General features: G+C 64.8%; 20 protein-coding genes and 1 pseudogene. 11 read left to right on the top strand and 10 right to left on the bottom strand.

Features of this window, described 5'->3' with window-relative positions:
• Window positions 1-153 precede the first annotated feature (153 nt).
• From EI545_RS14280 to EI545_RS14265, 4 genes and pseudogenes are all read right to left on the bottom strand, one after another.
• Window positions 154-2225 (bottom strand): annotated as a pseudogene (locus tag EI545_RS14280) (hypothetical protein).
• A complete protein-coding gene (locus EI545_RS14275; protein WP_125326095.1) occupies window positions 2222-5011 on the bottom strand; it encodes a DUF4159 domain-containing protein in 2790 nt (929 codons plus the stop codon). The pseudogene EI545_RS14280 and the gene EI545_RS14275 overlap by 4 nt, the downstream one beginning before the upstream one ends.
• A complete protein-coding gene (locus EI545_RS14270; RefSeq protein ID WP_245990050.1) occupies window positions 5011-5883 on the bottom strand; it encodes a DUF58 domain-containing protein in 873 nt (290 codons plus the stop codon). The genes EI545_RS14275 and EI545_RS14270 overlap by 1 nt, the downstream gene beginning before the upstream one ends.
• Window positions 5880-6884 (bottom strand): AAA family ATPase, encoded by a 1005-nt coding sequence (locus EI545_RS14265; RefSeq protein ID WP_125326094.1) that lies wholly within the window; start codon window positions 6882-6884, stop codon window positions 5880-5882. The genes EI545_RS14270 and EI545_RS14265 overlap by 4 nt, the downstream gene beginning before the upstream one ends.
• 238 nt (window positions 6885-7122) lie before the next feature.
• On the opposite strand from EI545_RS14265, the gene EI545_RS14260 reads away from it, so the two are divergent.
• From EI545_RS14260 to EI545_RS14235, 6 genes are all read left to right on the top strand, one after another.
• Window positions 7123-7707 carry a DUF1285 domain-containing protein gene (locus tag EI545_RS14260; protein ID WP_125326093.1) on the top strand — a complete coding sequence of 195 codons (585 nt, stop codon included), beginning with the start codon at window positions 7123-7125 and terminating at the stop codon, window positions 7705-7707.
• A gap of 51 nt (window positions 7708-7758) precedes the next feature.
• The gene (locus tag EI545_RS14255) at window positions 7759-8535 is read left to right on the top strand and encodes a hydroxypyruvate isomerase family protein (RefSeq protein ID WP_125326092.1); all 777 of its coding nucleotides are present in this window, start codon (window positions 7759-7761) and stop codon (window positions 8533-8535) included.
• 118 nt (window positions 8536-8653) lie between these two features.
• Window positions 8654-8839, top strand: coding sequence for a zinc-finger domain-containing protein (locus EI545_RS14250; RefSeq protein ID WP_125326091.1), 186 nt, complete (start codon window positions 8654-8656; stop codon window positions 8837-8839).
• 309 nt (window positions 8840-9148) lie between these two features.
• Window positions 9149-9691 carry an ICP22 family protein gene (locus tag EI545_RS14245; RefSeq protein ID WP_125326090.1) on the top strand — a complete coding sequence of 181 codons (543 nt, stop codon included), beginning with the start codon at window positions 9149-9151 and terminating at the stop codon, window positions 9689-9691.
• A gap of 142 nt (window positions 9692-9833) precedes the next feature.
• Entirely contained in the window at window positions 9834-12665 is a 2832-nt protein-coding gene (gene polA, locus EI545_RS14240) for a DNA polymerase I (protein WP_125326089.1), read from the top strand.
• Complete coding sequence (locus EI545_RS14235; protein WP_125326088.1) at window positions 12662-13036, top strand: MmcQ/YjbR family DNA-binding protein; 375 nt, start codon at window positions 12662-12664, stop codon at window positions 13034-13036. Before polA ends, EI545_RS14235 begins: the two co-directional genes overlap by 4 nt.
• A 194-nt stretch (window positions 13037-13230) precedes the next feature.
• Here EI545_RS14235 and EI545_RS14230 read toward each other — a convergent pair whose 3' ends face one another.
• From EI545_RS14230 to EI545_RS14220, 3 genes are all read right to left on the bottom strand, one after another.
• Complete coding sequence (locus tag EI545_RS14230; RefSeq protein WP_125326087.1) at window positions 13231-13686, bottom strand: DUF1203 domain-containing protein; 456 nt, start codon at window positions 13684-13686, stop codon at window positions 13231-13233.
• Between the two features lie 66 nt (window positions 13687-13752).
• On the bottom strand, window positions 13753-14124 hold the full coding sequence (locus EI545_RS14225; RefSeq protein ID WP_125326086.1) for an HIT domain-containing protein: 372 nt from the start codon (window positions 14122-14124) through the stop codon (window positions 13753-13755).
• Window positions 14125-14129: 5 nt separating this feature from the next.
• Entirely contained in the window at window positions 14130-15707 is a 1578-nt protein-coding gene (locus EI545_RS14220; protein WP_125326085.1) for a DUF5928 domain-containing protein, read from the bottom strand.
• 161 nt (window positions 15708-15868) lie between these two features.
• On the opposite strand from EI545_RS14220, the gene EI545_RS14215 reads away from it, so the two are divergent.
• Window positions 15869-16687, top strand: coding sequence for a sulfotransferase family protein (locus EI545_RS14215; RefSeq protein WP_125326084.1), 819 nt, complete (start codon window positions 15869-15871; stop codon window positions 16685-16687).
• Between the two features lie 2 nt (window positions 16688-16689).
• Window positions 16690-17082 carry a GFA family protein gene (locus EI545_RS14210; RefSeq protein WP_125326083.1) on the top strand — a complete coding sequence of 131 codons (393 nt, stop codon included), beginning with the start codon at window positions 16690-16692 and terminating at the stop codon, window positions 17080-17082.
• Between the two features lie 50 nt (window positions 17083-17132).
• Here the strand turns inward: EI545_RS14210 and EI545_RS14205 are convergent, their stop codons facing one another.
• Window positions 17133-18365, bottom strand: a complete 1233-nt coding sequence (locus tag EI545_RS14205; protein ID WP_125326082.1) for a urate hydroxylase PuuD — start codon at window positions 18363-18365, stop codon at window positions 17133-17135.
• A 108-nt stretch (window positions 18366-18473) separates the two neighbouring features.
• On the opposite strand from EI545_RS14205, the gene EI545_RS14200 reads away from it, so the two are divergent.
• The gene (locus EI545_RS14200; protein WP_125326081.1) at window positions 18474-19394 is read left to right on the top strand and encodes a LysR family transcriptional regulator; all 921 of its coding nucleotides are present in this window, start codon (window positions 18474-18476) and stop codon (window positions 19392-19394) included.
• 69 nt (window positions 19395-19463) lie between these two features.
• On the opposite strand, the gene EI545_RS14195 is transcribed toward EI545_RS14200, so the two are convergent.
• The gene (locus EI545_RS14195; protein WP_164517302.1) at window positions 19464-20915 is read right to left on the bottom strand and encodes a DUF2125 domain-containing protein; all 1452 of its coding nucleotides are present in this window, start codon (window positions 20913-20915) and stop codon (window positions 19464-19466) included.
• A 160-nt stretch (window positions 20916-21075) separates the two neighbouring features.
• A complete protein-coding gene (gene uraH, locus EI545_RS14190) occupies window positions 21076-21429 on the bottom strand; it encodes a hydroxyisourate hydrolase (protein WP_125326079.1) in 354 nt (117 codons plus the stop codon).
• A 139-nt stretch (window positions 21430-21568) separates the two neighbouring features.
• On the opposite strand from uraH, the gene puuE reads away from it, so the two are divergent.
• Window positions 21569-22984, top strand: coding sequence for an allantoinase PuuE (puuE, locus tag EI545_RS14185; protein WP_164517301.1), 1416 nt, complete (start codon window positions 21569-21571; stop codon window positions 22982-22984).
• On the top strand, window positions 22981-23817 hold the full coding sequence (locus EI545_RS14180) for a bifunctional allantoicase/(S)-ureidoglycine aminohydrolase (protein WP_125326077.1): 837 nt from the start codon (window positions 22981-22983) through the stop codon (window positions 23815-23817). Before puuE ends, EI545_RS14180 begins: the two co-directional genes overlap by 4 nt.
• The last annotated feature ends 51 nt before the right edge of the window (window positions 23818-23868 follow it).

Here is a 23868-nt window from a genome sequence, read left to right as displayed (position 1 = left end):
CTCAAATGCGCTCAGGATGACAATTCAACCGATTCGAACCAATGGAATTGGCAGATGGGCCAGCCCGCCCCCTGCAGTTGCTCTTTTTGAAATACTCTCCGGGGGTCCGGGGGTGGAAAACCCCCGGTCCGCCGCCGGCCGCAAGGCAAAGCCTCAGGCCGCCCGCGCGCCTTTCCGGCCCTCGACCAGCCATGCCGCGATGGCCAGCCCTGCGGCGATCAGCAGCCAGATCCACGCGGGCAGCAGCGCCGCCACGTTCACATCCGCCGTCAGATAGGCCTCACGCGGGGTGACGCCGATCCAGCCACGGCCAACGGCAGGGCGTCCCTCGGCCACTGTGCGGATATCCGGGATACCATCCTCCAGCCGCGTGACGCCGCCCAGCGTTGCCGCCGCCAGCGGCTCCAGATCGTCGCCCGTGGCGATGGTTTCCACAAACTCACGCGGGGCAGCCGGGCCCACGGCTATCACCCGGGTCAGATCGCCCTGCTCCAGCCGGTACAGGCCCAGCATCGGCGCCTCCCATGCCGCCTCGAACCGTCCCGGCCCGGTCTCCGGCATCTCCAGCACGACTTCCGCCCCATCCGGCCCGGTGACAGTGACCGGCCCCGGAGGCTCTTCGGCCAGTGACCGGCGGATGATGGTCACCGCCTGCCCGCGCACTTCGGCGGTCAGGGTCTCTTCCTCCAGTTCAGGCTCCTTGAGCATCCAATGCGCCAGACGCCGCAACAATTCCAACTGCGGGCCACCGCCTTCATACCCCCGGCCCCAAAGCCAGGCATGGTCCGACGCCAGCACCGCGATCCGCCCCTGATCCACCCGGTTCAGCACCAGCAAGGGCAGATCACGCGGGCCGGTCATCAGGATCTGGCCATCCAGATACTCCACCTCGATCGCGCGGAACCAGCGGCCCCAGCCGCCTTCGGGCGCGGCTTCCTCAAGCCCTTCGGTCACCGGATGGCGGCGGCCAAGATCGGTCAGCGCCGGGCGAAAGCCTTCCTCGACCACCTGCGCCGTGGGTGCGACCGGCAGGATTTCCGACAGCGGCGACCGGTAAAGGCTGTCCACCGCCCCATACTCCGGCCCTGCGGCAACCAGCACCGTCCCCCCTCGCGCACATATTTCACAACGTTTTCAATGTAGGACATCGGCAGGATGCCCCGCATCCGGTAGCGGTCGAAGATGATCAGGTCGAATTCCTCGATCTTCTCGATGAACAATTCGCGCGTCGGGAAGGCGATCAGCGACAGTTCGTCGACCGGCACTCCGTCCTGCTTTTCCGGCGGGCGCAGGATGGTGAAGTGGACCAGATCGACGCTGGCATCGGATTTCAGCAGGTTGCGCCAGACCCGTTCGCCCGCATGCGGCTCACCTGACACCAAGAGCACCCGCAGCCGGTCCCGCACGCCGTTGATCTGGATGGCCGAGGCGTTGTTGCGGTCTGTCAGTTCGCCGTCAATCGGGGCCACGCTGAACTGCAGCACATTCATCCCGCCATGCGGCAGGGTCACCGGCAGATCAAGGTCCTGATTGACCGGCACGGTATAGGTCGCCGGTTCTTCGGTATCGATCGAGATGGTCAGCTCGGCCTCGCCCCCGGCAAAGGCGGGGACAGCGCCGATATCCTCAATCCGCAGGGTCAGGTTGAATTCCTCGCCGATGATCGCAAAGGCCGGCGCGTCCTTGACGACCAGACGGCGGTCCCAATCCGCCTCCTCGCCCGTCAGCAGCACCTGCAAGGGCGCGGGCAGGTTCGGCACCAGCCCAAGGTCATGCACCCGGCCATCTGTGATCATGATCGCCCCGGCCACCCGCGCGCGGGGTTCTTCGGCCAAAGCCTCGGCCAGCGCGGTCAGGGCCAAGGTTCCGGCATCATCTTCGGCGTCGCCCACCCGGTGGATACGCAGTTCAGTGTTCGGCAACGCCGCCACTTCGGCCTCGACCGCCGCGATGGCCTCGGCCACTTGCGCGGCGCGGTCGCCCAGGGATTGCGACGCGCTTTCGTCCACCACCAGGATCACAATATCCGTCAGGGGCGCGCGTTCTTCCTCTTGCAAGGCCGGGTTGGCCAGTGCCGCCAGCACCGCCGCAAAGCCCAGCGCGCGCAGCCACCAGCCGCCAAGCCCGCGCCACAGCGCAAGGGCCACCAGCAGCACGGCCACAGCCGCCAGGCCATAGATCACCAGCCAGCTGACCAGCGGCGCGAAGACGATGGATTGTGTCATTGCCCCAGCCTTTCCAGAAGGGCAGGCACATGCACCTGATCCGACTTATAGTTGCCCGTCAGCACATGCATGATCAGGTTGATCCCGAACCGGTACGAAATCTCGCGCTGGCGTTCGCCCGCAAAACCCCGTCCCACCGGCAGCAAGGGCATCCCGATCTCATCCACCGCCCAGGCCGCCGCCCAGTCGTTGCCACCGATCACGACCGGGGTCACCCCGTCGTTGAGGTTGCGAAACGGCATGCCTTCCGCCGCCTCCGCCTCGGCCATCGGGGCGGCTTCCACCCAGATGGCACCGCGCGCATGGCGGCCGGGAAATTCCTGCAGAAGGTAGAAAGTGCGGGTCAGCACATGGTCACCCGGCATCTGCTCCAACGGCGGGATATCAAGGCCCGAAGCGATAAGCTGCAGGGTCTGACCCTCAGCCGTGGCACCACCAAAGCCGGCCACATCCGCATCCCGCGTGTCAAACAGGATCATGCCCCCAGTGCGCAGATACTGGTTCAGCTTTTCATAGGCCTCGGCCGAGGGTTGGGCCTGCCCCGCCGTGATCGGCCAGTAAAGGAACGGAAAGAAGGCAAGTTCATCGCGTTCAATATCCACGCCAATCGGCAGTTGCGGTTCAATCGACGTGCGCTGCCACAACCGGTCCCCAAGGCCCAGCAGCCCCGCCGCCGCCACCTCGTCCACCTGCGCGTCGCCGGTCAGCACATGGCCCAGCACCACCGCCGTCGTCGCCTCCAGCGCCAGCGCGTCATCGGGCAGTGAGGTGTCCTGCGACGTGTCCTGTGCCCGCGCCTCGCCCACCGGAAGAAGCGCCACCACCAGCAGCACCGCAGCCCCCCGACGCAGCCCGGACAGCCGCCCCGCGACCCAAAGCGCCGCCAGCACGTCGATCAGCAGCAGCGCCAGCCCAGCGGTCAGGAACGCGCCTTTCAGGGCCTGTGCCTCCCGGCCTTCCAGCCCTTCCACCGGCACCGAAGCGGGCCATATGGCGGGCAAAAGCTCGGTTTCGGGGGCCAGCACATTCAACGCCACCCGCCGGTCGGCCCCGGCATAAAGCCCCGGCGGCATGGCCAGTGTCGGGCCAGCCGCAATCGCCCCGGCCAAAGCCTCACCCTCGGCGCCGGGCAATTCGCCCGCGTCGGACAATTGGCCATAGGCGTCCAGCACCACCTCGGGTGACCAGATCTGCCCGGCCAGATCCGACGCTTCCGGCAGCGCGGGCCGGGTGGACACGGCCAACCGCTCCAGCATCTGCACGAAGAGGCCCGACAGCGGCAGGGACGACCATTCGGCGTTCGCCGTCACATGCACCAGCACGACCTGCCCATCGCCAATCACCTTGCGCGTGACGAGCGGAGTGCCATCGTCCAGCGCCGCAATCGTCCGTTCAGTCAGGTTCGGGTCAGGCTGCGCCAGAACCTGCGCCCGGACCACCACGTCATCCGGCGCCACCAGCCCGTAGAACGGCGATCCCTCGGGGAACGGGGCCAGTGCCTTCGGTTCGCCCCAGCTCATCGTGCCGCCGACCGACCGCCCACCTTCGCGCAGGCGCACCGGCAACAACGGGTCTTCATCAAAACGGCTGACGTCACTTGCCGCCAGCCGAGGTCCGGCGAAGCGCAGAAGCAGCCCCCCCTCCTCCAGCCAGTCCAACGTCGCGTCGGTCTCGCTTTGCGTCAGCCGCGCCACATCGGCGAGGATGACGACATCCGGGTTGGCCAGCAGCACGTCTGTCAGACTGCCCTCGATGATCTCGGCCACCGGCTCCAAGGCCTGCCGCAGATAGTGGGTCGGCGACAAAAGCTGCAGCCCCTCCTGATCCGGGCCGCCCGCGATCAGCGCGATCTTGCGGCGCTTCAGGCTGTCATCGGTCAGGGACACCGCCCCCGCCGTCCGCGCGGCCTCAAGTTCAAACCGGGTGATCCGGTTGCGCAGTTCAGGCGGCACGTCCAGCACCGCTTCAGCCCGGCCCATTCCGGCGGCAAAGCCCAAGGTAACCCGCGCCAGTTCGCGTTCGATGCCCGAAGGGTCTGGCCCGCGCGCGATCACCTCGACCGACACGGCATCGCCCACCGGCATCCGGCTGGCGGCGACCACAACCTTGCCCTCCTCAAACCCCGCCGGGTGCAGCCCCAGCACCGGGCGCGGGCTTTCGATCACACGGACCGGCCCCCGCGCCTGCAAAGCGTCCAGCAGGATGTCACGGCCAGCATGCGCCAGACCGTCGGACAGCCACACCGTTTCAAACCCACCATCCGGCAAGACCGCCGCCCAATCGGCGAACCCCGCCGGGGCCCAAGCCTGCGGCTGCAAACCTGCCGCGCGACCTTCCCACGCTTCCGAGGTCTGAAACTCCACCGCTTCAGGCGCGTCCGTCAGCCGGATCAGCGCGACCGCACGCCCCTCGGCCCCCGCCTCGGCGACAAGTGCCGCCGCCTTGTCCACCCGGCGCGGCCAGTCGCGGGCGTCAGCCCAAGACCCATCGACCACCACCAGAACCGGCCCCGACCCGCCCGCGCGCACATCGGGGTTCAGCACCGGCCCGGCAAAGGCGATGATCGCCGCCGCAACCGCCAGCATCCGCAGCAGCAAAAGCCACCACGGCGTCTTGTCCGTCTCGGACTCTTCGTCCTTCAAGCCCAGCAGCAGCGCCACACCGGGAAACCGCCGCCGGATCGGCGCGGGCGGCACGGCGCGCAAAAGGAACCACAGGATCGGCAAGGCGATCAGCGCCAGCAAAAGCCACGGCACCGCAAACCCGATGGGGCCGACCATGAACATCAGCGGCCCCCCTGCAAGGCGGCATAGGCCCAGAGCAACGCCGACTGCGCCGGGTTGCCGGTGTGATGCGTGGTGAAATGCCATCCCACCGCGCGGGCCAGCGTGGCCAGTCGGTCCTTCCGTTCGGCAAGGCGCGCCAGATACCGGTCGCGCAAATCGCCAGCGCGCTGGGTTTCGTGCCGTACCGTGCCACCCATCGATTCAAAGATCGTGCGGCCGTCGAAGGGAAATTCTTCCTCAGCCGGGTCAAGGATCTGAATCAGGACGCCCTTCACCCCCCGGTCCGACGCCCGGGCAAGGCCTGCCTCAACCGCCGTCAGATCGCCAAGGAAATCGGACAGGAACACCGCCCGGCCATGGCTGACCATGCCTTCGGTTTCCGGCGCGCCGTATTCCGCGCCCGCCTCCTCACCTGCCAGTCGCGCCGCCAGCCGCAGCATCTGCGTCCGGCCCGCGCGGGGGCTGGCCATACCGGCCAGACCCACCCGTTCGCCGCCGCGCAGCAGCAGGACGGCCAGCGCCAGCGCCAGCAGCTTGGCACGGTCGCCCTTTGGCGCACGGCCCTTGTCGCCGGTAAAGGTCATCGACTTCGCCGGATCGACCCAAAGCGTCACCGACTGCGCCGCCTGCCATTCGCGTTCGCGCACGAAATGCGCGTCACTGCGGGCCGAACGCCGCCAGTCGATCATCCGGGCAGAATCGCCCTGATGCGCGGGCCGGTATTGCCAGAACTCATCGCCCAGCCCCGCGCGCCTGCGCCCGTGTTCGCCCAGCATGACGGTCGCCGCCAACATCTCGGCTTCGGCCAGAAGCGGGGGCAGCGTCTGCCCTAACGCTTCCGCCCGGGCACGAAGATCGGGGGCTGCGTTCACGCGGCGGCCTCAAGGCCCAGGACCCGGCCCGTCACGCGGCTGATGATGCCCGACAACGTCTCGCCCCGCGCGCGCGCCGCAAAGCTCAACGCCATTCGGTGCACGAGAACCGCCTGCGCAAGGTCCGCCACATCGCTGATCGACGGCGCGAGCCGCCCATCCAGCAGCGCCCGCGCGCGGACCGTCAGCATCAATGCCTGCGCCGCCCGGGGGCCAGGACCCCATGACAGCGAATCCGCCAGTTCGCGCCCCTCCGCTTCACCCGGACGGCAGGCGCGGACAAGGTCAAGGATCGCCTCGACCACCTGATCGCCCACCGGCATCCGGCGGATCACGCCTTGGGCCTTGATCAACCCTTCGGCGGTGAAGACCTGATGCGCCTCGGCCTCCTCGGCCCCCGTGGTGGCGATCAGAATGTCCCGCTCGGTCGCGCGAGTCGGATATTCGACATCGACCTGCACAAGGAACCGGTCAAGCTGCGCCTCGGGCAGGGGATAGGTGCCTTCCTGTTCGATCGGGTTCTGCGTGGCCAGCACATGGAACGGCTTGCCAAGCGGCCGATGCTGCCCGGCAATCGTCACTTCCTTTTCCTGCATCGCCTGCAAAAGCGCCGATTGCGTCCGGGGCGAGGCGCGGTTGATTTCATCCGCCATCAGAAGCTGGCAAAAGATCGGCCCTTCGACAAAGCGGAAGGCCCGCCCGCCGTCAGCGCTGCTTTCCAGCACTTCCGACCCCAGAATATCCGCTGGCATCAGGTCAGGCGTGAACTGGATCCGGTTCGCCTTGAGACCCATCACCGTGCCCAAAGTATCCACCAGCCGGGTCTTGCCCAGCCCCGGCAGACCGACCAGCAACGCATGGCCGCCGCACAGCATGCTGGCAAGAACCAGGTCCACAACCTTTTCCTGCCCGATGAAGCGGCGGTTGATCGAGGCCTTCGCCTCGCCCAAGGTCGTGCCCAGCGCCTCGATCTCGGCGACAAGTGCTGCGGTATCGGCCATGGCAAAGCTCCGTTCAGGGTGATGCGGCATCATTAGACCCAACTATGCCGCCCGGCACAAATGGCAAAAGCCGACTTGGCACAAATCATCGTGAAAGCTGCCAAACAGATGCGCAGGCCGCGACCAAAAGCCTTCGAAGGCTTTTGCAAATCTTTTCGAAAAGATTTGCCCGCGCCCCACCAGGCGGCGCCAACCCGCCCCCCGTTGCACCTTGGGCCAAGACCATTACATTGCGCACATGACCAAGACCACCGCCGATACCCTCGCTGCCGCCGCCAAGGCCGCCACCAAAAAGGGCCCGCCCCCGGTCCATCTGTGGAACCCGCCCTTCTGCGGCGACATCGACATGCGCATCACGCGCGACGGGGCCTGGTACTACCTTGGCACGCCCATCGGTCGCCCCGCACTGGTCAAACTGTTCTCGCAGATCCTGAAACGGGAAGGCGATGCCTATTTCCTTGTCACCCCGGTGGAAAAGGTCGGCATCACCGTTGACGACGCCCCGCTGCTTGCCGTCGATTTCGACGCAACCGGCGAAGGCCGTGACCAGACCCTGACTTTCACCACCAAGACCGAGGATACGGCAACCCTCGGCCCCGACCACCCGCTGCGGGTGGAGCGGGACCCCTCAACCGGTGAGCCGTCGCCCTATGTGCTGGTCAGGTCCAACCTTTGGGCCCTGATCGACCGCAAAACCTTCTATCGGCTGGTTGATCTTGGGTCGCATCACGCCTACGACGGGCAGGATTGGTTTGGTGTGTGGTCCTCGGGCCAGTTCTTCCCGGTCATCCCGTCGTCAGAACTGCCCGCCGACCTGTCCTGAGAAACTGCACCGACACATGCACAGACTTGCCCTGAAAGGCCGCTGCCCTTCATGCCCCGTTTCGCCGCGAACCTGACCCTTCTCTTCACCGAAGTGCCGATGCTTGACCGCCCCGACTGGGCGGCACGCTGCGGCTTTGACGGGGTCGAGGTGCTGTTTCCCTATGACAACCCCATGGCGGATTGGGAACGTGCCCTGGCAGGCCTGCCACTGGCGCTGATCAACACACCCCCCGGTGACTGGGGCAGCGGTGACCGCGGCTTTGCCGCCGTTCCGGGGATGGAACTGCGCTTTCGCGAAAGTTTCCTGCGCGCCGCCGATTATGCCACCCGCCTGCAGGCGGGGCGGTTGCATGTGATGGCCGGGGTCGCCAAGGGCCCGCAGGCGGAACAATGCTACACCGAAAACCTCGCCTGGGCGCTGGCCGAAGCGCCTGATCTTGTGCTGACGATCGAGCCTTTGAACCCCGACGACATGCCGGGCTATTTCCTGAACGACTACGATCAGGCCGCCCGCATTCTGGATGACCTTGCCAACCCAAGGATCGGGCTGCAGTTCGACCTGTGGCATGCGGCCCGGCTCCATGGCGATGCAGGTCTGGTCTGGGCCGATCACCGCCACCGGATCAACCATGTCCAGATCGCCGGTTTCCCCGCCCGCAACGAACCCGGTGGCGGCGGCTTTTCTCTGCCCGACCTTTGCGATGATGTGGACCAGCACTGCCCGGAAACCTGGATCGCGGCGGAATACCGCCCGGCAAAGGGCACGGCGCAGGGCCTTGGCTGGCTGACAGCGCTGAAGTCGCGCGGGCAGCCGATCGGCGGGTAACGCGGCGCAGGCTGGGGCTCCAATACCGCACCGTGCACGCGAGCAGGCCGCAGCCTCCCCTTGTGCCCGCCCGGCCTCAGCCGCTAGAATATGCGAAGCCAGAACAGGAAGCCCCCAAATGCCAATCGAAGCGCCGGAAACCCAAGTTGTCACCACCTGGAAAGTGGCCTGCGACGGGGGCGAGGGTGCCTTGGGCCATCCCCGCGTCTGGTTGACGATCCCGCAGGATACCGGCTGGGTTGAATGCGGCTACTGCGACAAGCGCTATGTGATCGACCGCGACCACGCGCACGACGACCACTAGCTGCCAGCCATTTGGCCGGACGAACGCGCCGCGCCGTCCTTCGTCAGCAACTTCTGCCAACCCCGACAAGTCGCCCGCGTCTGACGGCTGCCAAACAGGCCGCAAGCAGGATCTTGCCGATCTCCAGACCACCGGGCAAGCCCGCGGAACGAAACCAAGGGTGTCGGGTTTGTTCATCACAACCCAACGGCACAACGATCCTTCATGCCAATGCCGGCCGGTATCCGATGTTGGGCGCTTCGCGCCCGGCTTTGTGGATGCGGTCGTGGCAACTGGACCCGCCTGCCATCAGCAACCTGGAGATCAAAGATGAAACTTTTCGCCCCTCTCGCAATCGCGCTGATCGCTGCACCCGCTTTCGCACAGACCGCGACCGACGGAACGTCGCTGTCGTCCCGCGTCGGGCCTGCTTTCTTCAGCGATGACAGCATGTCGATGATGCGGTCGCCCGAAGAAATCCAGACCGGTTGGGACGCCCTCAGCCCGGAAGACCAAGGCGCTCTGGGCGAGCGTTGCCAAGCCATCGGCGTCAACTTCCAGGCGGACATGTCGGACTCGTCCGGTAACGCCGGTTCGGGCGTTGAACCCTCGACAGGGACCGATGTCCCGCCAGAAACCGCTGGCGGCGCGCAAGAGCCGATGACGGAATCCGGCGGCGATGCGGGCGCAGGCGTGCAACCGACCGAAGGCGATGACGCAGCTGCTACGGCAGACGTCCCGCAAGAGCCGGCCGTCGAATCCACTGGCGAAGCTGGCGCGGGCGTCGAGCCCACCGAAGAAATGGCCGAAGCGGGCTTCATGGCCGATGAGGCCAAGCTTCGCGCCGTGTGCGACGCAGCAGCACAGCTTTAAATCTTCGACAGAAGATGAACGATTGGGGCGGCACCATTAGGGTGCCGCCCTTTTCATGTCTCGCCCGGTGCCGCAGCGGGTGGCATGCGGGCAAAGTTCATGGCATGACTGCGTCTGACAGCAAGCCACGGGGTTGCAAACCATGACCTTCGGCGCAGGCCACCACCTTCATCTCATCGACGGCTCGGCCTACATCTTCCGCGCCTATCACGCGCTTCCGCCCCTGACGCGCAAGTCCGATGGCCTGCCCGTTGGCGCGGTCGCGGGGTTCTGCAACATCCTGTGGAACGAACTTTCGCGCGCCTCGAACGGCAAGGCGGCAACCCACCTTGCCGTCGTCTTCGACCATTCCTCGCTGACCTTCCGCAACACGCTATACCCCGACTACAAGGCCAACCGCCCGGAACTCCCCGAAGACCTGCGCCCCCAGTTTCCGCTGACCCGCGAAGCCACCCGCGCCTTCAACGTCGCCTGCCTTGAAACCGAAGGCTTTGAAGCCGACGACATCATCGCCACCCTCGCGCGTGAGGCCGTCAAGGCGGGCGGGTCCTGCACCATCATCTCCTCCGACAAGGACCTGATGCAGCTTGTCGGCCCCGGGATCGACATGTTCGACCCGATGAAGACCAAGGCCATTGGCCCCGATGAGGTGATGGAAAAATTCGGCGTCCCCCCGAACCGGGTGATCGACGTGCAGTCCCTTGCGGGCGACAGCGTCGACAACGTCCCCGGCGCGCCCGGGATCGGCCTGAAGACCGCAGCGCTCCTCATCAACGAATACGGCGACCTTGATACGCTTCTGGCCCGCGCGGGCGAAATCAAGCAACCCAAACGGCGCGAGGCGCTGTTGGACAATGCCGACAAGATCCGCCTGTCCCGCGATCTGGTGACGCTGAAGGACGACACGCCGCTGGACGTCACGCTGTCGGACCTCGAAATCCACCTGCCGGAAGCGGAAAAGGTCATGGATTTCCTGACCAAGATGGAATTCCGCACCCTTACCAAACGCGTGGCCGACAAGCTGGGCATCGCCCCCCCGTCCATGCCCGAAACCTCACAGCTGCAAGTCACCGCGCGAGAGGAGGAGACGCAGTCGAACGACGAGCCTCGCCTGCCCTTCGACCACGCCGCCTACGAATGCATCCGCGACATGGCCGCCCTTGCCCGCTGGATCGCCCATATCCGCGACATCGGCCATGTGGCGGTGGACACCGAAACCACCAGCCTTGATGAGATGCGCGCCGACCTCGTCGGCATCTCACTCTGCGTCGATGCTGGAAAGGCCGCCTATATCCCGCTTGGCCACACCACTGGCGGCGGCGACCTGTTCGGCGCGACTGCGCTTGCCGAAGGCCAGCTTGACCTGACCGCCACGATTGCCGCGCTGAAACCCATCCTCGAAGATCCGGCCATCCTGAAAATCGGCCAGAACATGAAATACGACTGGAAGATCTTCGCCCGCCACGGGGTCCGCATCACCCCCTTCGACGACACCATGCTCATGTCCTACGCGATGCACGCCGGAATCCATAACCACGGCATGGACGAACTGTCCGACCGCTACCTTGGGCACCAGCCGATCCCGATCAAGACCCTGCTCGGCTCAGGCAAATCGCAGATCACCTTCGACAAGGTCGCCATCGACGACGCAGTGAGATACGCCGCCGAAGATGCGGATGTCACCCTGCGCCTCTGGCAGCACCTGAAACCCCAACTGCATCGCGCCCGCGTCACCACCGTCTACGAAACCCTCGAACGCCCCCTCGTCCCGGTCCTCGCGGATATGGAGATGGCCGGCATCCAGGTCGACCGCGACACCCTCAACCGCATGTCCAACGCCTTCGCGCAAAAGCTTGTCCAGCTTGAGGAGGAAATCCACGACATCGCAGGCGAAAAGTTCAACGTCGGCTCGCCCAAGCAACTGGGCGAGATCCTGTTTGACCGCCTCCAGATCCCCGGCGGGGAAAAGGGCAAGACCGGCGCCTATGGCACTGGCGCGGACATTCTCGAAGACATCACCACGCTGGACGACCACCCCACCGGCGCGCAGCTGGCAGCACGCATCCTCGACTGGCGCCAGATCGCCAAGCTGAAATCCACCTACACCGACGCGCTGCAACTGGCGATCAACCCCGATACCGGCCGCGTCCACACCAGCTATTCCATCGCGGGCGCCAACACCGGGCGTCTCGCCTCCACCGACCCCAACCTGCAGAACATCCCCGTGCGCACCGAAGAAGGCCGCCGCATCCGTGAGGCCTTCGTGGCGCCGCCGGGCCGGGTTCTCGTATCCCTCGACTACTCCCAGATCGAACTGCGCATCCTCGCCCATATCGCCGACATCCCCGAACTCCGCCGCGCGTTTGAGGACGGCATCGACATCCACGCCCTCACCGCGTCCGAGATGTTCAACGTCCCCCTCGACCAGATGACCTCCGACATCCGCCGCAAGGCCAAGGCGATCAACTTCGGCGTCATCTACGGCATTTCCGGCTTCGGCCTTGCCCGCAACCTGCGGATTCCCCGCGCGGAAGCCCAAGGCTTCATCGACCGCTATTTCGAACGCTTCCCCGGCATCAAGACTTACATGTCCGATACGGTCAAATTCGCGCAGGCAAATGGCCATGTACAAACCCTGTTCGGTCGGAAAATCAACACCCCGGAAATCAACGCCAAAGGCCCCGGCGCAGGCTTTGCCAAACGCGCCGCGATCAACGCGCCCATTCAGGGGACAGCGGCCGACGTCATCCGCCGCGCGATGATCCGCATGCCAAAAGCCATCGCCCACCTTGACGCAAGGATGCTGCTGCAAGTCCATGACGAGCTTCTCTTCGAAGTCGCCGAAGATCAGGCCGCCACCCTGATCCCCATCGCCAAAGAGGTGATGGAGCAAGCCTCCGCCCCCGCCGTCAGCCTGCAAGTCCACCTCGCAGTGGAAGCGGGCCAAGGCAGGAACTGGGCCGAAGCCCATTGATCCCCGACTGGCCAACCCTCAAGGCCTTCGCTCTGGCGTTGGACCTGCCCATGGTCACGATCGACCACCCCTGGGGCAACGAATGCCTCAAGGCGCATGGCAAGATGTGGTGCTGGTGGTCGCCTTACGCCGACGCCGCCGTCTTCAAGGCCAGCCGCGATGAACGCGACATGCTGATGACCGCCGACCCCGACACCTTCTTCCTGCATCCGCATTATGCGCCGCACAATCTGGTGCTGGTCCGCGCCGGCCGGATCGACGAAGACTGGGCCCGCGCCCGACTGATCCGCCAATGGCGCGAGGCCGCCCCAAAGCGCTGGCTCAAAACCTGGGATGAAACCCACCCCAACGATCAAGCACCCCTACACTGACCAGCCCCTCAGGCTGACCCCCAACCAATCCAACCCCCAGACTTTCCTTTCTGCAAAAATATCCCGGGGGGATGAGGGGCCCATGGCCCCTCATGGGGGGCAGCGCCCCCCGCGCCCTTGGGTCTGCGCCCTGGCGCAGGCCCAAGAGAACAGACTTGCGGCGGCACGCCGCTCCGCCAGAAAACCGCCCGAACCTAGCGGTCGATCCGGCATTGAAAGCAATTGTTGCGGGCTGACCGCACATGCACATAGGCCACACGGGCCTCTTGCAACAGCGTCTCGGCCCGCGCCATCAGGGCCCCTGTCTCGACCACCCCACCCGTGCCATAGACGATCCGGTCATCATCCCCGTAGCCCCGCACGATGTAATCGGTCGAGGCCAGGATCTCCGGCAGGCCCTCTCCGCCACCCTGGTCGCAGGCCGCAGCGCACAGGAAGATCGGACCCACCTCGGCATAGGGCTGCGGCTTGGGGAAGGGGCGGTGCGCCAGCACCAGCATCGCCTCTCCCGCCGGGATCAGCTTCAGGCAATGCCGGCACGGGTTGCCGCCACCGTCTGACATCTGACGTTCCGGCACCTGCCCATTGGCATCGGCCCCGCCTGCCTGATAGTGCCGGGCCACATCTGTTGGTATCGCCACAAATCGCATCGCATCCTCCACTTTCCGGAAGGATGCCGCAGTCCGGGCCGCCGAAGCGACCCGAAGCTTGCGCAATCACTCAGGCTCGACCAGACGCCCCAGCACCCGGCCACCCAGAATATGCAGGTGGTAATGCGGCACCTCCTGCAAGCCATGCGCCCCGGCATTGGTGATCGCGCGAAACCCGTCCGGCCCAGTCAGCCCCAGAATCGCGCAGGTCTTGGCGACCGTGCGGTGGAAATCCATGATCTCGACCTCGGCCGCCTCGGCCGCGAAATGGTCCAGCGACACATAGGCCCCCTTGGGGATCGCCAGCACATGCACCGGCGCCAGCGGGCGAATGTCGTGGAACACCAGCGTATGCGGGGTCTCCATCACCGTGCGGTTGGGGATTTCACCGCGCAGGATGCGGGCGAAGATGTTGGTCGGGTCGTATGTCCAGCTCATGCTCGTCAATCCACGAATAGATAATCGGTTGCCGCAATCTGTCGCGCCATGTCGGGCGGGATGCCCAGAAACTCGGCCAAAGCCTGTGCGTTCTCCTCGACGCTTGCACCCTCGCGCATCCGATGGTGACCTGCGAGGTCCATGTCACGCAAGCGGTCGCTTTCAAAGCGGACATCGTAGCGGATCGTCGGCAACAGCTGCGCCAGCGCCGCCGGGGGGGTGTTCGCACTCGCCAGACCCACGCGTCGGGCATGGCCGACAAGGTAGTCGTCGGAAAAGCCGCAGTCGATTTCCAGCAGCCGCACTTTGGCACGATCCCTGTAGAAATCCTGAATAAGTTCAGTGCTGGCCGGATCGACGCACAGGATCAACCGGTCGGTTTCCCAGTAATCAAACAGCATCCGCACCAGCGCGCGGCGGTGGCGCATCCGCTTTTCCAACGTCGTCTCAATCCCGCCGAGGTCCGGCAGCGCCGTCGCCTCTTCGTTGAACAGATAGTCCACCGCAGGCAGGTTCGTGGCCGCGCGCACCCGGTCAACCAGCCGTTTGGCCACATGCCACTTCTTGCAGGTCACCAGCATCAGCGTGCGCCCCCGGCCAACGCTGGTTTCCGTCTCCCAGAACCGGGGGGCAAAGCGGCGGCCTGCCCTGCCACGCCCCGTCAGGAATTCGAACTGCCGCCGCCCGTCGGCCGTCGTCGGAAAACTGCGCCCGGTTTCGACATAAAGCGTGCCCAGCCGTTCCTTCAGAGTCAGGGCATCCGGGCTGATCTTCCGGGCAAACAGGTATTCCTGCGCCAAAAGCAGATCGTGGTGATCGTCATAAAATGTCACCGGCATCCCGTAATCGGTGAACATCAGGAACGTCAGCGTCCGCGACCGGATTTCGCGGTCCGGCACCAGATGCGCCACGATGGTCTGAAAGAACGTCTCGTCCGGGATCCATGTCGTGCGGAAGAAACGTGTCACGTCCGGGCGCTTGTCGATGAACGCCAGCACCGCCTCGGCCGTGCGCCGCCGCAGGCACCACCACTGGCTGCCAATGCGGATGCGCAGATCGGCAGGCACCTTGCGCGCCAGACCCATCTGCCGTTGCAGATTCATCGACCGGTAGAACCACGCCTTCTGCCGCCGTTCATTGAACCAGTGCCGGTAGATCAGCCGCTCTTCCTTGATCCCGGTCTTGATCCAGTCCGAGGCGAAGAAATCGAAGCTTTCGATGAAATCGGCGTCTTCGGTCTCCAGCCTTTGATGCACATGCTCGGCTGTCTTGATCGGCATGCAGTCGCCCGACAGCATGTAGAAATGCGTGGCCCCCGGAAACGCATCCACCGCGGCGCGCAAGGCCTCAAGCGTGGCGGCGACCAGGCTCCATTCGCCCCAGCCGCATTTCACCCGGCGCTTGGTGAAGGTCACTTGTGGGTTGCCGGCGAGCGCGCTGCGGATGCGGTCGTACTCCGCTGGCTTGGACCGGCCATCGAAATGGATGGCGATGCAGTCCCCCGCCGCCGTCAGCCGCAGCGCCTGCGCGATGATCCCCTCCGGATCCTTGTGGCACAGAAGGATGAAGGCAATCGTTGTCATCGGGCCCGTGCTGTTGCTTTGCGGCTCATGCCCGTCTCCGTAACGTCATGCCCGTCTCCGTAAACTGTCCCAAGCTTCCTTGAAAAGGCCGAACTTGTCTGATTGATTGCCTCAACCTTGGCATGTGTCGCTTTTGTGCTGAACGCGAAAGGAGTTGTTGCATGGGATTTCCCGGTACTTGGATGACGGAAAGCGAAAGCGTCGTCTACCGGGTCGTGCCGAAATGCGCCTGCTCGACCATCGGACAGATCATGTTCTACTCTGACCACGGGAGCTTTTTCGACGGCGATATTCACGACGCCACGACGGGCCTGCACAAATGGGCCCTTGAAGCCAGCCAGCCAAAGATCGAACGCGCCGTGCGCGCGCGCCAGACCTATGCCTTCACCTGCGTCCGCAATCCCTATACCCGGATCCTGTCCTCGTTCTTCGACAAGATCTGCGGCATCCAGCGCAACGGCAGACGCTACCGGGGCAACCTCGTGCCACTTCTTGTGCAGAAATACGGGGTCGAGGTCGGCGGCGACGACGGCAAGCAGGAGTTCGACCAGATCGCCAGCTTCCGCCGCTTCCTCTTGTTCGCCCGCGACACGATCCGCTGGAAAAAACCGATGGAGCCTGACATCCACTGGTCCGCGATGGCGGGGCATGTGTCGACCTTCATCGTCAACGGCGGGCGCTACAACCACATCCTCTTCACCGAGGATTTCAATGCCGGCATGCAAACCGTGCTCGAAAACATCACCGTGGCGCATCCGGTCGATCTGGCGCAAATCCCCCGCTTCAACGAAAGCGAAGGCCACGGCCCGAAACGCGCCCACCCGGTTGAAGCCTATTTCGACGATCTGTCGATGCATCTGATGTGGGAAATCTACAAACGCGATTTCCAGCTGTTCCGCTACGACTTCGACAATCCGGGACGGAAGCTGCCAAAAGGTCCGGTGGATCTGGATGAGGTTCACGCCAAACTGGGGGACTAAGGGTGGGTCAGGTCACGGGTGGCTGTCTGTGTGGCGCAGTGCGGATTGTGGCAACCGGTCAGCCCTACCGCGTCGGGATGTGCCACTGCCTTGACTGCCGCAAGCATCACGGCGCGTTGTTTCACGCCTCGGCCATCTTCCCTGCCGATGCCGTCACCTTCACCGGAGAAACGCACAGCTTTCGCGGCCGCCACTTCTGCCCCGCCTGCGGATCGCCGGTCTTTGGCCGCAGCGGGGATGAGGTCGAGGTGAACCTTGGCGCGCTGGACGCCCCCGACCAGTTCCGCCCGACCTATGAGCTTTGGACCACCCGCCGCGAAAGCTGGCTGCCCGAGTTTCAGGGGATACGGCACTACCCGCAGAACCGCGAGAGCGAAGGCAGGACCGAGGGCTGAGCCAAATTCCTTCGAAGGAATTTGCAAAACTTTTCGAAAAGTTTTGCGCCCTAAACCGGATCCTCCGCCCCTACCCCCCGGAACCAGCGCACGATGGCCGCACGCTCTTCGGGTTCCATATAGCTCAGGTTGCCCGGCGGCATCGCATGGCTGACGCCCGATTGCAGGTAGATCCGCCGCGCCTCATGCGCGATCTGCGCCTCGGTTTCCAGCACCACGCCCTTGGGTGCCCAAGGCACGCCGTCCCAGCCGGGTTCGGCCGCATGGCACATCGAACAGCGGCCCTGCACGATGCCAACTACATCCTCGAACCCCTCGGCGCTGGCCAGACGCAGGGCCTCGCCCCGCAGCGCCGCCTCGCCCTCCACGGTCTTGATCGGCGCGGCGGACAGCCAGGCGATCAGGATGAACAGCAGCGCCGTCAGCGCCCATGTCCAGTGCGGGTTGCCCTTGCGGGCGTGGTGGGTGTTGAACCAGTGCCGGATCGTCACTCCCATCAGGAAGACAAGGCTGGCGATCAGCCAGTTCCATGGTGTCGCAAAGACCAGGGGGTAATGGTTCGACAGCATCAGGAACACGACCGGCAGTGTCAGATAGTTGTTATGCGTGCTGCGCTGCTTGGCGATCTTGCCATACTTCGGGTCCGGCTTCCGCCCCGCCTTCAGATCAGCCACCACGATCCGCTGGTTCGGCATGATGATGAAGAACACATTCGCGCTCATGATCGTGGCGGTGAAGGCTCCCAGATGCAGCAGCGCCGCCCGGCCGCTGAAAACATGGGTGTAAAAGAGGCTCATCCCGACCAGCACGGCAAACAGGGCCAGCATCAGCAGCGTCTGGTTGGCGTTCACAAAGACCTTGCACAGCGTGTTGTAGATCACCCAGCCAAAGGCCAGCGACGCCACCGAAATTCCCACCGCCTGCCATGTCGTCAGCTCCAGCACCGTGGGGTCGATCAGGTAAAGCTCGGCCCCCATGTAATAGACCAGCGCCAGCAGCGCCGCCCCCGACAGCCAGGTCGCATAGCTTTCCCACTTGAACCACACCAGATGGTCGGGCATCGACGCGGGCGCCACGAGGTATTTCTGGATATGGTAGAACCCCCCGCCGTGGACCTGCCATTCCTCGCCATCGGCACCCGAGGCAAGGTTGCGGTCGCGGTGCAGGCCAAGGTCCAGCGCGATGAAATAGAAGCTGGACCCGATCCAGGCAATCGCCGTGATCACATGCAGCCAGCGCACCGCGATCTCGATCCATTCCCACATCACTGCGACGTCAAACATCCACACGCCTCCCCGGACTTTGTCAAAATGCTATCCTGCCGATGACCTTTCTGATAATCCATAGAAACCCCGCATCACTTTCAACCCGTGCCGAAGAATGGCCGCCAGATGTCTTACGTCAACACCATCCGCATGTTCGTTCGTGTCTATGAATTGGGCAGCATGTCCGCCGCTGCCCGCGATCAGCGCACGTCGCCTGCCGTCGCCTCGGCCCGGATTTCGGACCTTGAAAAGCATCTTGGCGTGCGTCTGTTCAGCCGCACCACACGCAGCCTGCAACCGACCGAGAATGGCCGCATCTTCTACGACGGCGCCCGCCGCGTGCTGGAGGCGATAGACGAGGCCGAGGCCGCCGTCATGGACGTGACCCAAAACCCGCGCGGGACGATCTTCATCGCCGCCCCGCTGGGCATCGGTCGCCGCCTGATCGCGCCCCGCGTTCCGGCCTTCAAGGACCTGTATCCCCAGATCGACGTGCGCCTGCGCCTGTCAGACCGGGGGATCGACGTGGTGACCGAAGGCATCGACGTGGCCTTCCACCTTGGCCTTTTGGAAGACAGCACGCTGAAGGTCCGCACCATCGCCGATTGCCCGCGCCTCCTGTGCGCCGCACCGGCCTACATCGCCCGGCGCGGCATGCCCGCCGATGGTGCGGCCCTGGTGCAGGATCGCCATGACTGCCTGAACCTGCGCTATCCCGGGGCCAAGGAATTCCAGTGGACCCTCCTGACCCCCGAAGGCCCGCGCCGGTTTGAAATTTCCGGCCCGTTCGAATCCGATGACGGCGATGTGCTGACCGGCTGGGCGCTGGATGGCCGCGGAATTGTGCTGAAACCTTTGTTCGAGGTGGCAGACCACCTGCGCTCGGGCGCTCTGGTGCCGGTGGCCACGGCAACACCGCCCCTGCCGGTGCAACTGTCCACCCTTAGCCAGCATCGGCGGCTCAAGGACCCCAAGGTCCAGCTCTTCACCGAATGGATGACCCACCAGATCCGCGAAGACCTGCGGCACGCGATGGCTGCCCTCTAGGCCAAAGCACCCTGCACATGCAAAAGGCGGGACCGAAGCCCCGCCCCTGCCGTGCCCGAAAGGCGCTCCTTACTGGATGCGCTGACCGTTCACATAGATCTCGAACCCCGGCTTGGCTTCGATCTTCGAGGTCAGCTCATCCGGGGCCGCGCCCGGCGACATGAAGGCCCCCATCATCATCCGCGCGCCCATCGCATCTTCCTGCGTGACAAGGCCCGTGGCGATCAGCCCGTCGATCAGCGCATTCGCGCCAGTCACGGTCACATTCGCCTCACCAATCGGCATCGGCACGCCCATCGAGTTGTCGAAGGTGAACGCCCCGGTCCCGGCCAGCGCCGCCCCGGCGACCTTCAGCGTCATCTCGGTGATGTTCAGCGATTCCGGCGCAGGCGTCGGCGGCATGCCACCCGTCTCATTCGCCTCGATCATCGCCGGGATGTCCATCTTGGTCTTGCCCGAGATATCAATCGCCAGATCTGCCGCATCGCGCGGCAGCGCGCCTGTCGGGTCGAACATCGCCCAGGCTTCCTCGTTCACGCTGAACTGGCTCAGCTTCATCACCAGCCCGAAATCGCCAGCAACGTCCGTCGCGATCACCGGCGAGGTCATGGCAAACTCGATCGGCCCCGACGTCACCTTGATCGGCGCCGGCATCATCGCGGACGAGGTTTCAATCTCCATTCCGGTGCCGGTCGATTTGATGCTGAAGGCGTCCTTGTTGAGCACGCCCGAAGATTCCCCACCGCCTGCCGCGATGGTGAAGCTCATCGGCATGACGTCGCTTTCCTGATTCATCGACCCGCTGGTCGCCCCCTGGGTCGACGCAAAGCTGACGCTCAGGCCCTCTTGCAGCGCGGTCCCGAAATCGGTCGCGGACTCCATGGACCCCAGCTGCATCGACGACGGCAGCGCCAGATCGAACGAAACCGAGATATCCGCCGTCTCGCTCTTGGTCTGCTGCTTCAGCGACAGGGACGGGTCATCAAGGCTGGTGTCATAGCCCATCATCCCCGCCGCGATATCCAGGCCGAAAGTGCGGTTGGTGCCGGGCGTATCGGAATAGGTGCCCGAAACATCGGCCAAGGTGACCGTCCCCTTCGACGCCACATCCGGCGCGGCCGAACCGTCAAAGGTCATGCCCGGATAGGTGGTGTCATAGACGACATCCAGCTTGTCGGCGGTAAAGTCATAGGCCACGCCGCCTTCCGCCTCACGCGCGGTCAGGACCAGACCTTCATGGACAACCTTGGCAGACCCCTTGGTCTCGCCCGCAAGGTCAAGCCCGATGTCCGCGCCCGGCTCGATCACCACCGATCCATCCGACGCTTCGGTCAGCACCATGTCGGAAATCGTGATCCCCGGGGTCCCGGTGGGCGCGATCGACACGCCGTTCAGCGTCAGCACACCGCCATCGCTGTTTTCGGTGGCGGCCGTCACCTCCAGCCCGACTGTGGCTGCGGCGTCCTTCCAGGACTGCCAGACCTGATCCGCCGTCAGCGCTGCATGGGCGGTACCCCCCATCAAAACGACAAAAGCGGGCGCCACGAAGCAAGACGTCATCCGAAACATGCGATTCTCCCAACCGGAAATTTGACCGCGACAGCAAACCCTGTCTTGCAGACAACCGCAAGTAACCGTTTCACGACCCGCGATTCACCGCCCCCGAGTCACGACCCGCGCGTCATGATCCGCGATAAGTCGAATACCCGAAAGGAGAAAGCAGCAGCGGCACATGATAGTGCTGGCCCGCATCCGGCACGCCGAAGCGGATCGGGATTTCGTCCAGGAACAACACCCCGTCGCCCGCCTGACCACTGGCCCGCAGATAGTCCCCGGCGCAGAACACCAGCTCATAGCTGCCTGCGGTCAGGTCCCCGCCCTCCAGCAGCGGCCCGTCCGTCCGCCCGTCGGCGTTTGTCACCACGTCCTTGATCTTCCGGTGGCTCTGCCCTGAAATGCGGTACAGCATGATCTTCACGCCCGCCGCAGGCTTGCCTGTCGCGGTATCCAGCACATGCGTTGACAGCCGTCCCATCCGAACCCTCCGTTTTGCCGCATCAGACCACGAAACCCGGCCCCCCGCGACCCCGCATTGCACGCATATGACTTTTCGGAAAATCCTGAAAATATCTGCTGCCCTTTCCCCCTAATCTGCCCCCATGCAGGAGACACATGTGAACCGCTACCCCCGAGATTTCCGTGGCCATGGCCCGAATGCCCCCGATGCCCGCTGGCCCGGCGGGGCGAAGGTCGCCATCTCGCTGGTCCTGAACTATGAGGAAGGGGGCGAAAACTGCCTCCTCCACGGCGATGCCCAGTCCGAAGCGTTCCTGTCCGACATCGCCGGTGCCCAACCCTGGCCGGGCATGCGGCACTGGAACATGGAATCGCTTTACGATTACGGCGCGCGGGCGGGGTTCTGGCGGCTGCACCGCCTGTTCACCGGGCGCGGGTTGCCCGTCACCATCTACGGCGTCGCCACCGCGCTGGCCCGCAACCCCGAACAGGTCGCCGCCATGAAATCCGCAGGTTGGGACATCGCCAGCCACGGCCTCAAATGGGTCGACCACCGCGACATGCCGGAAGAGGAGGAGCGCGCCCAGATTCATGAGGCCATTCGCCTCCATACCGAAGTCACCGGCGCGCCCCCGCGCGGCTGGTATACCGGGCGCTGCTCGCTGAACACCGTCCGCCTGACGGCTGAAACGGGCGCCTTCGACTGGATCTCGGATACCTATGACGATGACCTGCCCTACTGGCTGGAGGTGGGGGATCGCAACCAGCTTGTCATCCCCTACACGCTGGAAGCCAATGACATGCGCTTTGCGACCGCGCCCGGCTACATCGAAGGTGAACAGTTCTTCACATACCTGCGCGATACCTTCGACACCCTCTACGCCGAAGGCAGCGATGGCGCGCCAAAGATGTTCTCTATCGGCCTGCACTGCCGCCTGATCGGCCGCCCTGGCAAGATTGCCGGGCTGATCCGCTTTCTGGACCATGCTCGGGCGCATTATGGTGTCTGGTTCGCCACCCGCACCCAGATCGCCGACCACTGGGCCGCCACCCACCCGCACCGCCGGATAGAACGCCCCAGCCAGATGACGCGGGAACGCTTTGTCGAACGGTTCGGCTCGATCTTCGAACACTCGCCCTGGATCGCCGACCACGCCTTCGACCTTGAACTTGGCCCCGCGCATGACAGCGCCAGCGGCCTGCACAACGCGCTGGCCCGCGTCTTCCGCAGTGCCAGCCGCGATCAGCGCCTGCTGGTCCTGCGCGCGCACCCAGACCTTGCCGGCAAACTCGCCGCCGCCAAACGCCTGACGCCTGAAAGCACTGCCGAACAAGCCAGCGCCGCCCTAGACGCCCTGACCGACGAGGAGCGAAGCCGCTTCCAGCGGCTGAACGAGGAGTATGTCGCAAAGCACGGCTTCCCCTTCATCATCGCCGTCCGCGACAACACCAAGGCCAGCATCCTGCTGGCCTTCCAGACCCGCCTTGCCAATGATACCGAACAAGAGTTCACAATCGCCTGCGCCCAGGTTGAACGCATCGCCGAACTGCGCCTGAAGGACCAATTGCTATGACCGAAACGCCGTCCGGCTACTACTTCCCCGCAGGGGGCTTGCCGTCTCAGACCACCCTGATGACCGCCCGCGCTGTCTTCACCCCGGCCTATTGCTTCATTCCCCGGGGGTGCTTTTCCGACATCCTGACCAGCAACCTGCCCGGCTGGACCAAAACCCGCCTCTGGCTGATCGCCCGCCCCATGTCGGGGTTTTCCGAAACCTTCAGCCAATATGTGATGGAGGTCGCCTCCGGCGGCGGCTCCGATGCCCCCGATCCTGAAACCGGCGCTGAACACTGGCTTTTCTTCACCGACGGTCTGGCCACCGTCACCATCGACGGCACCGGGTATGAGATGGAGGCAGGCTCCTACGCCTACATCCCCCCCTCCACCCGCTGGACCCTGCTGGCCGAGGGCGGCACGCCCGCCCGCTTCCACTGGCTGCGCAAGCTTTATGAACCTGCCCCGGGCCACCCCGCCCCGGCGCATTTCGTGATCAACGAACGCGACGTCCCGGTCCGCTTCATGCCCGACACCGAAAACCGCTGGGGCACCACCCGCTTTGTTGACCCTGACGACATCGCCCATGACGCGCATGTCAACATCGTCACCTTCCAGCCCGGCGGCCGCATCCCGTTTGAAGAAACCCACGTGATGGAACACGGTCTCTACGTCCTGGAAGGCCGCGCTGCCTACAAGCTCAATCAGGACTGGGTCGAGGTTGAGGCCGGAGATTTCATGTGGCTCCGCGCCTTCTGCCCGCAGGCCTGCATCGCCGCCGGCCCCGGACCCTTCCGCTATCTGCTCTACAAGGACGTGAACCGCCACGCCAACCTGCGCCACCTGCGCTGATTTCATCTGTCCGCAAATATCCCATGGGGAGCGCGAGGGGTGGGAAACCCC

The sequence above is a fragment of the Tabrizicola piscis genome, from assembly GCF_003940805.1.
GTDB lineage: Bacteria > Pseudomonadota > Alphaproteobacteria > Rhodobacterales > Rhodobacteraceae > Tabrizicola > Tabrizicola piscis.
The sequence above is the reverse complement of the archived record's forward strand: the minus strand, read 5'-3'. Positions and strand labels throughout refer to the sequence as shown.

What these genes read in the sequence shown, in the direction of transcription:
- EI545_RS14275 (WP_125326095.1), bottom strand. Translation starts at nt 5,011, where the DNA reads ATGTTCATGGTCGGCCCCATCGGGTTTGCGGTGCCGTGGCTTTTGCTG.
- EI545_RS14265 (WP_125326094.1), bottom strand. Translation starts at nt 6,884, where the DNA reads ATGGCCGATACCGCAGCACTTGTCGCCGAGATCGAGGCGCTGGGCACG.
- EI545_RS14260 (WP_125326093.1), top strand. Translation starts at nt 7,123, where the DNA reads ATGACCAAGACCACCGCCGATACCCTCGCTGCCGCCGCCAAGGCCGCC.
- EI545_RS14255 (WP_125326092.1), top strand. Translation starts at nt 7,759, where the DNA reads ATGCCCCGTTTCGCCGCGAACCTGACCCTTCTCTTCACCGAAGTGCCG.
- EI545_RS14250 (WP_125326091.1), top strand. Translation starts at nt 8,654, where the DNA reads ATGCCAATCGAAGCGCCGGAAACCCAAGTTGTCACCACCTGGAAAGTG.
- EI545_RS14245 (WP_125326090.1), top strand. Translation starts at nt 9,149, where the DNA reads ATGAAACTTTTCGCCCCTCTCGCAATCGCGCTGATCGCTGCACCCGCT.
- polA (WP_125326089.1), top strand. Translation starts at nt 9,834, where the DNA reads ATGACCTTCGGCGCAGGCCACCACCTTCATCTCATCGACGGCTCGGCC.
- EI545_RS14230 (WP_125326087.1), bottom strand. Translation starts at nt 13,686, where the DNA reads ATGCGATTTGTGGCGATACCAACAGATGTGGCCCGGCACTATCAGGCA.
- EI545_RS14225 (WP_125326086.1), bottom strand. Translation starts at nt 14,124, where the DNA reads ATGAGCTGGACATACGACCCGACCAACATCTTCGCCCGCATCCTGCGC.
- EI545_RS14220 (WP_125326085.1), bottom strand. Translation starts at nt 15,707, where the DNA reads ATGACAACGATTGCCTTCATCCTTCTGTGCCACAAGGATCCGGAGGGG.
- EI545_RS14215 (WP_125326084.1), top strand. Translation starts at nt 15,869, where the DNA reads ATGGGATTTCCCGGTACTTGGATGACGGAAAGCGAAAGCGTCGTCTAC.
- EI545_RS14205 (WP_125326082.1), bottom strand. Translation starts at nt 18,365, where the DNA reads ATGTTTGACGTCGCAGTGATGTGGGAATGGATCGAGATCGCGGTGCGC.
- EI545_RS14200 (WP_125326081.1), top strand. Translation starts at nt 18,474, where the DNA reads ATGTCTTACGTCAACACCATCCGCATGTTCGTTCGTGTCTATGAATTG.
- EI545_RS14195 (WP_164517302.1), bottom strand. Translation starts at nt 20,915, where the DNA reads ATGGGGGGTACCGCCCATGCAGCGCTGACGGCGGATCAGGTCTGGCAG.
- uraH (WP_125326079.1), bottom strand. Translation starts at nt 21,429, where the DNA reads ATGGGACGGCTGTCAACGCATGTGCTGGATACCGCGACAGGCAAGCCT.
- EI545_RS14180 (WP_125326077.1), top strand. Translation starts at nt 22,981, where the DNA reads ATGACCGAAACGCCGTCCGGCTACTACTTCCCCGCAGGGGGCTTGCCG.